General features: G+C 47.8%; 12 protein-coding genes and 1 pseudogene. 4 read left to right on the top strand and 9 right to left on the bottom strand.

Annotation, left to right across the window (positions count from 1 at the left end):
- The first annotated feature begins 63 nt into the window (after window positions 1-63).
- Window positions 64-1,275 carry an MFS transporter gene (locus JK211_RS04420; protein WP_212707465.1) on the top strand — a complete coding sequence of 404 codons (1,212 nt, stop codon included), beginning with the start codon at window positions 64-66 and terminating at the stop codon, window positions 1,273-1,275.
- Between the two features lie 54 nt (window positions 1,276-1,329).
- On the opposite strand, the gene JK211_RS04415 is transcribed toward JK211_RS04420, so the two are convergent.
- Window positions 1,330-2,799 (bottom strand): peptide MFS transporter, encoded by a 1,470-nt coding sequence (locus tag JK211_RS04415; RefSeq protein WP_212707464.1) that lies wholly within the window; start codon window positions 2,797-2,799, stop codon window positions 1,330-1,332.
- A gap of 421 nt (window positions 2,800-3,220) precedes the next feature.
- On the opposite strand from JK211_RS04415, the gene JK211_RS04410 reads away from it, so the two are divergent.
- Window positions 3,221-3,901 (top strand): hypothetical protein, encoded by a 681-nt coding sequence (locus tag JK211_RS04410; protein ID WP_212707463.1) that lies wholly within the window; start codon window positions 3,221-3,223, stop codon window positions 3,899-3,901.
- 151 nt (window positions 3,902-4,052) lie between these two features.
- Here the strand turns inward: JK211_RS04410 and copC are convergent, their stop codons facing one another.
- The 5 genes from copC to frmR form a co-directional block, all read right to left on the bottom strand.
- Window positions 4,053-4,427: a copper homeostasis periplasmic binding protein CopC gene (gene copC / locus JK211_RS04405; protein ID WP_212707462.1), complete on the bottom strand. Its 375-nt coding sequence runs from the start codon at window positions 4,425-4,427 to the stop codon at window positions 4,053-4,055.
- Window positions 4,428-4,582: 155 nt separating this feature from the next.
- A complete protein-coding gene (locus tag JK211_RS04400; protein WP_212707461.1) occupies window positions 4,583-5,032 on the bottom strand; it encodes a DUF2946 family protein in 450 nt (149 codons plus the stop codon).
- 320 nt (window positions 5,033-5,352) lie between these two features.
- Window positions 5,353-6,423 carry a solute carrier family 23 protein gene (locus JK211_RS04395; RefSeq protein WP_256441130.1) on the bottom strand — a complete coding sequence of 357 codons (1,071 nt, stop codon included), beginning with the start codon at window positions 6,421-6,423 and terminating at the stop codon, window positions 5,353-5,355.
- Window positions 6,424-6,725: 302 nt separating this feature from the next.
- Window positions 6,726-7,835, bottom strand: a complete 1,110-nt coding sequence (locus JK211_RS04390) for an S-(hydroxymethyl)glutathione dehydrogenase/class III alcohol dehydrogenase (protein ID WP_212707459.1) — start codon at window positions 7,833-7,835, stop codon at window positions 6,726-6,728.
- A 32-nt stretch (window positions 7,836-7,867) separates the two neighbouring features.
- The gene (gene frmR / locus JK211_RS04385) at window positions 7,868-8,143 is read right to left on the bottom strand and encodes a formaldehyde-responsive transcriptional repressor FrmR (RefSeq protein ID WP_212707458.1); all 276 of its coding nucleotides are present in this window, start codon (window positions 8,141-8,143) and stop codon (window positions 7,868-7,870) included.
- A gap of 368 nt (window positions 8,144-8,511) precedes the next feature.
- Between frmR and JK211_RS04380 the strand changes: the two genes are divergently transcribed.
- Together JK211_RS04380 and JK211_RS04375 are read left to right on the top strand one after the other, a co-directional pair.
- Window positions 8,512-8,997 carry a cold-shock protein gene (locus JK211_RS04380; RefSeq protein WP_212707563.1) on the top strand — a complete coding sequence of 162 codons (486 nt, stop codon included), beginning with the start codon at window positions 8,512-8,514 and terminating at the stop codon, window positions 8,995-8,997.
- A gap of 650 nt (window positions 8,998-9,647) precedes the next feature.
- The gene (locus tag JK211_RS04375; RefSeq protein ID WP_212707457.1) at window positions 9,648-10,382 is read left to right on the top strand and encodes an aspartate/glutamate racemase family protein; all 735 of its coding nucleotides are present in this window, start codon (window positions 9,648-9,650) and stop codon (window positions 10,380-10,382) included.
- A gap of 131 nt (window positions 10,383-10,513) precedes the next feature.
- Here JK211_RS04375 and JK211_RS04370 read toward each other — a convergent pair whose 3' ends face one another.
- The 3 genes and pseudogenes from JK211_RS04370 to JK211_RS04360 form a co-directional block, all read right to left on the bottom strand.
- Window positions 10,514-10,624, bottom strand: coding sequence for an IS3 family transposase (locus JK211_RS04370; RefSeq protein ID WP_371734580.1), 111 nt, complete (start codon window positions 10,622-10,624; stop codon window positions 10,514-10,516).
- A 43-nt stretch (window positions 10,625-10,667) separates the two neighbouring features.
- A pseudogene (locus tag JK211_RS04365) lies at window positions 10,668-10,871 on the bottom strand (IS3 family transposase); the annotation flags it as partial.
- Window positions 10,872-11,491: 620 nt separating this feature from the next.
- Window positions 11,492-12,742 (bottom strand): O-antigen ligase, encoded by a 1,251-nt coding sequence (locus tag JK211_RS04360; RefSeq protein WP_212707455.1) that lies wholly within the window; start codon window positions 12,740-12,742, stop codon window positions 11,492-11,494.
- Between the last annotated feature and the right edge of the window lies 1 nt (window position 12,743).

Below are 12,743 nucleotides of genomic sequence, written 5' to 3'. Positions count from 1 at the left end.
TATTTCTGACAGACATTGAAGGTTATTGTAGGTAATTCCTTAACAATACACAGGTTACTTTCGATGACAGGCTCTTCTGGCAGTACGGCGGAACCAGATATTTATTGGCGGCGTAATCTCTGGGTATGCACCTTCGGGTCATTCACTACCCTGGTTGCCATGACCTTACTCCTACCATTCCTGCCGCTGTACCTCCGTTCTCTGGGAGTGGACAGCAATGACAGCATCGCGCACTGGTCGGCTGTCGCCTATGGAGCAACTTTTCTGACAGCAGCGTTAACGGCTCCGTTATGGGGACGGCTGGCTGATAAATACGGCCGTAAGCTGATGCTGATCCGTGCCAGTGCAGGGATGGCGATTGCCATGTCGCTGATGGGAATGGCTACAGCGCCCTGGCAGCTGGTAGCCCTGAGGTTACTGGCCGGATTACTCGGGGGTTATGCTTCCGGGTCGATGATTGTGGTGGCTTCTCAAACCCCGAAACAGAAAACCGGCTGGGCGGTGGGGATCCTCTCCTCCGGCATTATGGCGGGTAATATTGCAGGGCCGCTGGTGGGCGGGATCCTGCCCGGGCTGATCGGCATCCGGCAGACGTTCCTGCTGACCGGAGCAATTATTTTTCTCACGTTTCTGGCGACATTATTATTACTTAAAGAACATCCCCGGCCGGTTAAACAGGTCAGGTCAGGGACGCGGGAAACCACAGCGGCGATTGCTTTTCCGGTAAAAATGATGTGGGTCACGGGAATGTTACTGGTCTTTGCCAGTATGTCTGTGGAACCAATTATTACGTTATATATTGCGACGTTAACGGCGACACTGACACAGGCCACTTTGCTGGCCGGAATCGTGATGGCGGCCACCGCCGCCGGCAGTATTCTGGCGGCTCCGCGTATCGGGGCACTGGCTGACAGAATAGGGCACTGGCGGGTCTTATCGACAGGGTTACTGATATGCGGAATATTACTGATTCCGCAGGCATTTGTGAACCAGGTCTGGCAACTGGTGGTATTACGGTTTGGTATGGGGCTGGCGCTGGGAGGCATGCTGCCCTGTATTACGGCCATTATCCGCCATCACAGCGAGGCCAGTAATACAGGGCGTTTGCTGGGATATTCCACTTCAGCACAATATGTCGGTCAGGTCAGCGGACCGTTATTTGGCGGTCTGGTCGCCGGACAATGGGGGACTGCGGCCGTGTTTCCTGCAACGGCAGTCGTTATGCTGGCGGCGGGGTTACTGAATCTGATCTGGCTTCAGAAAAGCACGGACTGAACAGGGGAAAGTATACCCGCCCGGCACAATTACAAGTGCCAGGCGGGTAGCAGATTACTGTTTTGCGCTGACCAGAGGAGTGATCAGACGACGAAGTAACGGAATAAGCAGTGCGATGATGGCGGCGGCAATCACCGAGCCCCAGCCCAGCATATTAAAGATATGGCTGTATCCGGGATTGGTTGCGACCGGGGTCGAGCCGCTGTTCTGTGGCATCATACCGGAGAAGTATCCGGCCAGTACCGAAGCAACGCCGGTCACCATCATCCAGCTTCCCATCATCAGGCCCTGATGTTGTTTAGGTGCCAGTTTTCCGATCATGGCGTAACCAATCGGCGAAATCAGTAACTCACCGATACTCTGCAGAATGTAGCTGATTACAATCCATTTAAAGGCCATTAACCCATCGTTACCCGCCAGGTCGATACCCACAGGTAAGACCAGCATCCCCAGTCCGATAAATACTAAGGAAGAAGCAAACTGTAAGGGGATATCAATACGGAAGCCTTTGGCGCGTAACCGGTTAAAGAAGGCCGCCATTAGCGGGCCACCGATAACAATAACAATGGTATTAATATCCTGAATCCACTGGGGAGCAACCTGCCAGCCGTAGACATTCAGATTGATATTATTTTCTGAAAACAGCATCAGGCCCATAGGTGCCAGCTGGTACAGAGACCAGAATACCAGTGAACCCAGCATCAGGATCAGGTAAGCCCCCATCCGTGAACGCTCAGCAGCCACCGGATGTTTCGCAGCCATCAGACACAGCAGGATAAATACCAGAATCCCGACCGCAATAACAAAATAGCTGCTGATACCGGCATGGCCCAGCATTATACGGATCACCGGCAATAAGATGATCAGGATAGCTATACCGGCGAGTAACCGCTTACGGAATACCGCCGGGCTGACAGTAGTTAATGGCGTATCTTTATCTTTTAACTGTTTCCAATAGATCAGCGTCAGCAGGATGGCAAGAATATTACCTAAAGTGGCAAACAGGAACAGTGTCCGGTAGTCAGCATCTAACTGGTAATACCCTGCGACAGTAAATCCGAGGAAAAAGCCGAGGTTCATCCCTGCATAGTTCCACAGGAAGGCACTTTCACGGCGATGGTCATTTGGTGCGAAACGTTGTGTCAGCATCATATTCAGGCAGGTCACGTTCAGGCCACTGCCGGTCAGGAACATCGCCAGTCCCCAGTATAGTCCGCTGACTCCGGCGGTCGCTATCAGGTAACAGCCGATAATCTGCAGCACCATCCCCAGCACAAACAGGTTACGGTTACTCAGGTAACGTCCGCCAAGATAGCCGCCAAACAGGTGCAGGCCATAGTTAAATGCGCCGAAAACGCCCATAATGGCGTTAGCTGAATCTTCACTGAATCCGAGCTTTTTGGTGGCGTACAGGACCAGAGTGGAGTACAGCACGGCAAAGCCGAGGGTCGAAAACATTTGAATGAAAAAAAGCACACCGGAACCGGCGCTTTTTTCTGAGAGAGTTTTAACTGAAGCGTTCAACGCTTTCCCCTTGTTATAGATGATGTTGTGATATGTTGTTACGGGCTTTCACGGGGAAAATCCGGCAGACCCTTTGTAAGGTTTGTAAAAAAATGCCAGTTTTCCGTAAAACTCTCAACTGTTTACTTTGATTTTTTATGCATTTTATATGGTTCATGACGCATTTTATTAAAAATAATATGATCTTATAAGTTAACGACAGCATAAAAAACCGGTGCTTATCGCCGGATGTTCCGGCCGGTAACGGGGAGACAGGGGCCGTTACCGGACCCGCTGATCGCGGATGGTCATGTCACGGCATAACCCGCTGTTGCCCTGAGTATGCTTACCGCAGCGAATGTAAAGGCGGTTATGTTATCCTTATCGCCTTATTATGCAGGGAAAATTAGCAGCTATGGTGTGTTCTGATGCGGATTACCGGATGATTAAAAATGATCGTTTTGAGCTGATGGCTATTCTCAGAACTTTATTCAGGGAAAAAGAACACCTGCAGCTTAGCAGCGGGCAGGGGATCGGTTTTGAAGTCGTGCGCCTTGAAACGGGGCGTATTTTTCTGCAAGCTTTGCAGGAAACGGTGTCCCTTCCCGGTCAGCTCGATTTGATTGCCGAAGGCAGTGAAGCAAAAATAATATTTACTATTCACCCTGAAACTTCACCGGACATGGCTGCAGACGGATTAATTACCGGGACTATCCCTGATAATTTTTACTACTACCAGCGCAGAGTTAATTTGCGGGTACCACTGCCATTATGGAAACATTTCACCCTGACTTTACCCGCCTCTGGCCTGATCGTACCACAGCCTTTTTTTATTTATGATTTTTCTGCCGGCGGAGTGGGGGTTTATATTCCGAAGATATTACCTGAAACGGTCACTGTCGGTGCAGTATTTAAAAAAGCCCGGTTATCGCTCGGCGAATATGGTGACTTTAATACCAGCATCGAAATTATTGCGATTAATCCGCTGGAAGAAGAATTAGCCGGCCATCCGGGGTATCAGCAACGTATGTCGGTCAGATTCACGCATCTGTCATTAATTAATCAGCGAAATCTGCAAAAAATAGCTTATGCATTTGAGGTGAATTTTAAGCGTAAACGATAATTTATTTCTCTTATAGAAAAACGGTTATTTTCCTGTCACTGACGGGTTGTTTTTGCTGCCGGAAATCTTGTCTCCGCATCTCTGTTGCCGCCCGTTACGGTTCAGAATAGCGGAGACCTGACCGGGGAGTATGTCCCGGTCAGGTGATGCATTATTTCACGCGGAAACGGTAACTGCCGGTTGTTTTATGACCGTCAACCGATAACGCATGCCAGTTGACCTGGTATGCGCCGTGACTTAACGGGTGAGTGACCGGTACAACCAGAACATTTTTCGCTGATGCTTTTACGGTTCCCTTCCCGGTAGTGACCTTGCTGCCGTTTTCGTCGGACAGGCTGGCACCGGTGAATGCGGGTTCCAGATCTTCTGAAAAATGCAGGGTTAGCTGCTGCGGAGGTACTGATATTTCGCTCTGGCTGGCCGGTGAAGCCAGAGTCAGGTGCGCGTGTGCCAGTGCCTGCTGGCTGAGCAGTAAGCTGCCCGGTAATACCATCGCGAATATCACAGATTTAGAAATAAAAGACATGATTATTCCTGTAACGCCGGGGCCGCTAAAGACGATATACCGGCCCTGATTAAGGTTATTTATACCGGTGATGATTAAAAAGGCGTTCCCGCATATCTGAGCAGCGGGTCCTGATAACACCGGCTGATACTGATAATCTGCATCGCCAAAAAATCTCAGCAGATCTGCCAATATTCACTGGCCGGGGGAGCCCGTGGTTGCTGATCTCCGGCGAACTGCGCGGCTGGCAGAATCAAACGCTGTATACATGGCTTTTCCCTGCATAATCTCAGACTGAGATTGCACAGAATAATCATCATTATCAGTAGTATTGGCATGTGCAGCAGCACACAGTAACCGCAGACATCCTCACCCGGCATTGTCATGGGCGGCGCGGCCGGTACAGGGTGAATTGCCGCAGTCTTTTCGGCCGCTGACAGAGCAGTTACTGTCATCTCTGCGGACATACTGTTTGCAGTAGCAACAGACTGCCGGGCCGTCTGAGTATCAGACAAGGGCGAATGCAGGTTACGGGAGATATCCGGAGCAATAAACAGCATCAGCATTGCCAGAATAGCAACAACAGCAGGAAGCTTAGTGTGTGACAGCCGTATCAGAAATGACAAATAGCAATTCCATAAGACATCGGTAAGTTATGCCTGCAGTGTAATATTTTTTCAGCTTGTTTGTTAATGATAATGATGGTTTTTATTATCTTTATTTTGCATTTACTTTGCGTATTTATGAGCGGAGGTCAGGCCGCGGGCTGACCGTAAAGAACGTGCGGGGTGGATGCCGGGGACCTTTTCCCGGCTTTTCTGCGACCATGACGCTTAGAGATATCCCGCAAGGGAAACACCTGAAGCCAGCCTCTGAGAACGGCTATTGCCTGACAATTATCGAGGGTAAGTCTTTACTTACTGACGTTTCTGATGATGCCCTGACATCAGGGCCTGTCAGCGATGTTTTCTCCATGAGACCGGGTATTATCGCTGTTAAGTAAGTGAGTGTTTACATCCATTCTGTTTGCCGGTTTGGGCAGAATGATGTTCAGTATAATCGCCAGTAAACCGCCGCTGGTCACGGCATTCTGCATCAGTGTCCGGGCAAATGCCGGTAGCTGCTTAATAATATCCGGCTGCGCTTCAATGCCCAGGCCGACCCCGAAAGCAATGGCAATAATCAGCATACCGCGGCTGTCAATCGGTTCGCGGTTCATGACCCGGATACCGGCAGCGATAACATGACCAAACATCACCAGTGTAGCGCCGCCCAGTACCGGCCCGGGCAGCTGTTCCAGCAGGTGACTGAACTCCGGGAACAGACCCGGCACGATAAATATTCCGCCAATCCGGAAGCCGGCATAACGGCTTGCGACCCGGGTCATCTGTATAACGCCGTTATTCTGTGCAAAGGTGGTGCGGGGGAAGGTACTGAATATGGCTGCCAGCAGGCAGCTAATACCATCTCCCAGAATGCCGCCTTTCATCCGTTGTTCAAACTCAGGACCGGTCAGTGGCTGTTGTGACAACACACAGTTAGCGGTCAGGTCTCCTGCCGCTTCAATAATCGAAATAAACGACACCAGGGCGACAGGAATAAATAAGCTCAGGGTAAAGTCCAGCCCGAACCGGAAAGGCACCGGTAATGTCAGTAAGGGACCTCCGGGGGCAAAATGCGGATGGAAAGAACCGGTCAGCCAGGCGGCCACACTGCCAGCCGCAATACCAGTAATAATACCCGACAGCCTGATCCACGGTGAACGGCTGCAATTCATGATGACAATCACCGCCAGGGGCAGAGCACCTAAACCAAGATTCGAGGGTGCCCCGAAATCGGCAGCACCCAACCCGCCTCCCCAGTCGCAAATACTGACCCTGATCAGACTGATACCAATCAGAACAATCACGCTGCCGGTGACCAGAGGGCTGAGCAGACAGGACAAGCGGTGGATAAAACGGCTGACGAGCAACGGGATAATTGCCGCGACCAGATTACAACCAAAGATCATGGCCAGTATCTGATCAGGGGTGCCTCCCTGTCATCATCGCCGTTCAGTGGTACTGTCAGGTCAGGGAAAGAAAATTGTCTGTGGCGCGGATGAAACAACAGATTCATCATTGTTCTGTTTGCTGCTAATTGGTTCATTCACAGGGGCGATGCACCATAAAAGAACTGTTCGGGTAGTATCAGGACCTGCGGGGGGCTTAAGCGCGGAGGCTGGCTACAGGGCAGAGACAGAGAGGTTGTGTCTGGTGCGTCGCGGGGGGATTCCGTCCGGCAGGAAAATGCCCTTCTTGGCGGAAGGGCTGAGCATCATCAGAAATTGATAACGGTACGGATAGATTTACCTTCATGCATCAGATCAAATGCCTGGTTAATTTTATCCAGCGTCATGGTATGGGTAACGAAAGGTGCCAGCTCAATGTCACCTTTCATTGAGTCTTCTACCATCCCCGGTAACTGGGAACGGCCTTTGACACCACCGAATGCGGAACCTTTCCATACACGTCCGGTGACCAGCTGGAACGGACGGGTGGAAATTTCCTGACCGGCACCGGCTACCCCGATAATGACAGACTGTCCCCAGCCACGGTGAGCACTCTCGAGGGCAGCCCGCATGACATTGACATTGCCGATACATTCAAAGGTATGATCGACGCCCCATTTGGTCATCTCAATAATGACCTGCTGCACAGGCTTATCATAGTCATTCGGGTTGATAAAGTCGGTGGCACCGAACTGTTTTGCCAGTTCGAATTTGTCCGGATTAGTATCAATAGCAATAATACGCCCGGCTTTTGCCTGACGAGCACCCTGCACTGCAGCCAGGCCGATACCGCCCAGACCAAAGATAGCCACAGAATCCCCGGCCTGTACTTTAGCCGTGTTATGTACCGCGCCTATGCCAGTGGTCACCCCACAGCCCAGCAGACAGACATGTTCGTGGTTCGCTTCCGGGTTAATCTTAGCCAGTGAGACTTCAGCCACTACGGTATATTCGCTGAAGGTTGAACACCCCATATAGTGATACAGAGGCTGACCATTATAGGAAAAACGTGATGTTCCGTCCGGCATCACTCCTTTGCCCTGGGTTTCGCGTACCGCGACACACAGGTTAGTTTTACCGGATTTACAGAAGTCACACTCTCCGCATTCTGCTGTATACAGGGGGATAACGTGATCACCCACATTGACACTGGTTACACCTTCACCCAGTTCGACGACCACACCGGCCCCTTCATGGCCCAGGACCACAGGGAACAGGCCTTCAGGATCATCGCCTGACAGGGTAAAAGCATCGGTATGACAAACGCCGCTATGGGTAATTTTGATTAACACCTCACCCTTTTTAGGCGGAGCGACATCAATCTCGACGATTTCCAGCGGTTTTCCCGGCCCGAAAGCGACCGCAGCACGTGATTTCATAGTGAGTTTCCTTTGTTCAGCGGAGGATCTGGTTACTTAAGATAAGCGCGAACCAGCCCGATCGTATCGTTAACTGAGGTATTGAGCTGCCGGCTATCGGTTTCACTCCCCTCAAACGTTTCTCTGATATGGCTTTCCAGAACTTCGGCCATCAGACCATTGACTGCACCACGTACCGCAGCGATTTGCTGCAATATTGCACGGCATTCATGCCCGTCATCCAGCGCTTTTTCGAGGGCATCAATCTGCCCGCGGATGCGTCTGACACGGGTCAGGGTTTTCTTTTTTGCTTCAGGGGTACTTGGCATCGTACATTTCTCACTCAGGTGATGGCGACTAATATACTATATGGGAGTATAGTATTGGAAGGGGTGTTAATATTTTTTCGTACCGGCGGGTGGCCTCAGGCAACAAAAAAACCTGTGGAATGGCCGGTGCCGGAACGCTAAACCATATGATTTAAATAACGATTTTAATTGCGGTGAATTACCCGCAACATTATCGCGCTGCCGCTCGGGACTGGTATCTGGCAGGGCGGAACCCGGCACGGGCCATAATCCGTGACTGCACAGAATTTTATTGCCGGCAGATAACCTAAAAACATAGTCTGTTCAGGCATTGTAATTTACACTGCGCGCTGCAAAAATTGGGCAGATAAACGAGTGAACAGGCGGTAATAGCGATGAACGGAACGATCACAACCTGGTTTAAAGATAAAGGCTTTGGATTTATCAAAGATGAAAACGGCGATAACCGTTATTTTCATGTGATTAAAGTCGCCAACCCGGAGCTGATTAAGAAAGATGCGGCAGTGACTTTTGAGCCGACCACCAATAATAAAGGCCTGTCTGCTTTTTCGGTAAAAGTGATCCCTGACAGCAAATATATCTATATTGCCGGAGAGCGTCTGAAGCTGACCGCAATTAAATCGTTTGTGGTATACAGTGAGGAAGTGCCTGTCGATGCGGGTATCGATAAAGAAAATACAGTACTGTCGGTGGGGGCACTGATGAACAGCATCCGGCCAAAATCGTCAGCCACCTCCGGCGGAATGCGTTCACTGAAAAAACTGGCGATCACCACTTTCCAGGGAACAACTCTGATCTTTTCTGAAGATGAAATTGATATCGACTATACGGTTAAGTTACTTAAGGTTCGATAAGTATCGTACTGTCCGGCGTCAGCGCCCTGCAGTATAAGTCTGTGGCGCTATCCTGATGTAAAAAGGGGGGAATGGCAGAGAATCAGATCCCCTATTTACCTTCACATCTTAAAAAATGCCTCTCGCTTTTATCGTTTCAACTTCCATACAGTCTCTCCTTGTTAATGCTAATGCATGCGTACCTTAGCATTAAGTTATTCAGACAGAGTGGCATTTAAGCAAGTGAAATGCAGCGGCGCACTCCCCATAACGTCTTATTGCATGTACGATAACCAAAGTCTCTGTGTTCGCTTATCGGGACCGGTAAGTTAAATTGCAACAGGACTACCATGATTGAAAAAAGTAGCGAGGAAAAGCTACTCAGTGCGCTGGCATGTCAGAGATCAGAACTGAAATCGATCGTATCGATCGTCAGGTAATCTCATTACCTGGTGAACGATATGAATTTGTTAAAGCAGCATCCCGATTTGACGCCATGGCTGAAATAATGCAGAGCCCGGGCTGAAGAACAGGGGTTAAGCTCAGACCTTATAGAAAAAATTTATAAGCAGATTGTTAACTGGTTTATCTCAGAAGAAATAAAGCACCGGGAAGAAACTCAACCTGATTTAACGTAAATCCTTCTTTTCCTTTATCACAGAGAGTGCGTAATGTCTTACAGTCTTGGGGTGTTAGCCGGCATGGGGCCTCGTTCCACAGCGCCTTTTATTGATATGCTGGTCGATGAGTGCCAAAAGCAATACGGGGCCAGATTCGATATCGACTATCCAAAAATGCATATTATTTCCTTGCCGACTCCTTTTTTCCCTAACCGTGTGATTGATGATGCCGCAATGTCCGCGGCATTGCGCGATGGCATTAGCAATCTGGTAAACGCCGGGGTCAATTTGATCGTGGTTCCCTGTAATGTGGCACACTGCTACTTTAATGAAATGCAGGAGGCCAGCGGCGGTATTCCTGTCCTGCACATTGCCGACTGCGCACTTGAATGCCTGCCGTCCGAAACGGAGAACATCGCCGTGATTGCTACTGAGGCTACGCTTGATGCGGGTTTTTATCAGCAGCGTTTACATCTGATGGGAAAGCACTGTGTAGCTTCTGACCCATTACGTGCTATCACTACACATTTGATAGCGCTGATTAAGCAAAACGGATTTACCTGTCCTGAAGTGATAACGCAGTGGCGAAACCTGACTTCTCTGGCGCAGGAAGCTGGCGCCCAGGGGCTGATTATTGCCTGTACTGACATCAGCCCATTACTTAAAAGCCATCCTCAGCAGCATCTGTCAATTGTTGATACTGCATCAAGTCTGGCTGAAGCGACCATTCGCAGTTTTGCTAAGGCGAGGTCAGCTCAGTCGCTGCATGCACCATCATGTCTTTAACAGGAACAAGAAAATATGTTATCTGTTCAATTTTTTGCGCCATTTTTTAGATAAAAAGAACAGAGCATTGAAGGTTTATCGATTTCCCGGAAGCAGATCTTTGATTTTACCCACGTAATGTCGACATAGCCCTAAGCGGGTTTCTGGTGTTCAGAGGGTTCGGGGCTGAGACCGCCACAGGCACTGTGACGACGCCAGCGATTGTAATCACACCCGATATAATTAAATGCCGTTTCCCGCATTATTTCCTGACTGACCAGGCATTCACCCCGGATACCTTCGGCTTTCAGCCAGTTGACGCTTAAGGCGGGCAATTTCAACAGATGTTTCCTGCTCACGCCGGGAAGATGAATGGGCACTCTTTAGTGTGCTGCGTCTGGCATAGCGCTGAGATTCATACAGGCTGAGCTCACGTGCTGTGGCCACAATGCCGATAGGTTCAGCGAGTTTCAGGGCTTCATCGCGTAATCCGGATGTGTACTGTTTACGGGTGAGATCAGATCAAGTCTCAGGGAAGAGGCGAGTGTGCCGGACCCGCTTTTATGGATCAGCGGTGCGCAGAAAGCAAAAAACCCGCCAGAGGCGGGTTTTTCAGAATAGTGGTGCCCGAACTCGGAATCGAACCAAGGACACGGGGATTTTCAATCCCTTTAGGGAAAAAAAATAAAAAAAACAGCACTTTAGAGTAAGTATGATAATAATGAGTAAGCTGGGTGTTGTTGTTTTCTACTAAAAGTCCTTTACACAAACTATCACTCAGACCTACCACATTTTTACCATAGTGCTTATTGAGTCGTAATTAAAATCATCCACTTACAATGATTTTCCTTATAACATATGGATACCTAATGAAAACAGGCTCGCTAGTATGAATATTACTTATCCATTAGAAATGGTAATTCTACTAATCCATTGATTACTTTTGTCTAACAACCACAAGAACTATTTAACTGGTAATGCATTAATCACTATTTCTTTAGTGGAGACTGTAAATTTGGTGATATATTATTAAGTATAATTAGATAAATGTTATTGGTTTCTAATGGTTTGTCATATAAATATTTAATGCATGGGGAAAGAAAACCCCACGCATCGATATAAATTACGTCTTAAAGTATTTTTTTTGCAGGATTAATGAAAGATAAAATAATTGCAGAAATAAAAATCATAGTGCTCTGCGGGTTGATAAGTACAGAGTCACTCATCCCACAAATAAACAATGAAATTACTGGGTAAAAAGTCTGATGTGGAATGGTTTTTGTTATTACACCAAATAGAAAGGATAAATAAAAAACAACCAATGAAATAACGCCAATTACCCCCTGAAGGGATAGTGTCTCAAGGAATTCGTTATGCATATTATACTGAACATTTTTCCAAGCCTCTTTATTTTCTGGGAAATTATTTTTGATATAATTTCTTGTAGTAATTGTTCTCGCCTGAGGGGAAGAAAACCATAGATTTGATTCACTGAAATCCATGGCTGCAGACCAAATGGCAATCCTTGCTCCCAGTGACGTTGAATCATCATATTTGTACTCTTTAATATCATTGATTCCCTCTTTCCACCGCCCGGAAAACACGGGTATGCAGACAGACAGGATGATGATGTAGAGGATCCACTTAACGTGTTTTCTGGGGTTAAATATATGCCACATATAAAATAACGAAGATAAAAACACTAGCAGGAAAGCGATGAAGGATACCCGTGTATTACACAAGTAAAGTGTAATGATTGATGATACTGATGACAAGCTGTAAATGATGATGGCTAGGTTCGTTCTAACATACCTGAGCATTGAAATTACTGAGCAATACATGAATAGCACGATGTATGAACTACTACTTGCCGCATCAACATTGAGCTTTGTTCGTTGTTCACCAGAGGCTAAGTATTGGTGAATGCTGAAAAAAGTTGTTGTGATGATTCCGAGCATAATGACCAGTGCTGAAATGCAGATTGTGACAGCAGAGATTTTCTCCCTATTTTTGTATACATAGATAGCGGTGACTGTCCCCATCAATAGGCGTTTTGCTTGCAATTGATAGTTCTGCAAATTGTTAATGGCAGTATTCATAACTAATTGGTAATTTAATGAATAGCTCTCATAAAAATACCATCCGCCACGGACGCAGGCTACAATAATTAGAGAAATAAAAAACAAAACAGCGCCATTCATTGTAGGCAGCTTAACTCTTCCTCTGATAACGTCAAAGAGTATAAATAGAAAAGCTATCTCAGAAGATAAATTGAAAATTATCTGAGGGTATTTATCTCGAAAAAGGTTAACTGAGATGGTTATTGCTATGAGAATTATTATCCCATTAACAGTGTAATAAGTTGTTTTTTTCTTATTCATG

This window comes from Tatumella sp. JGM130 (assembly GCF_018257525.1).
Lineage (GTDB): Bacteria > Pseudomonadota > Gammaproteobacteria > Enterobacterales > Enterobacteriaceae > Tatumella > Tatumella punctata.
This window is presented reverse-complemented; position numbering and strand designations above follow the sequence as displayed.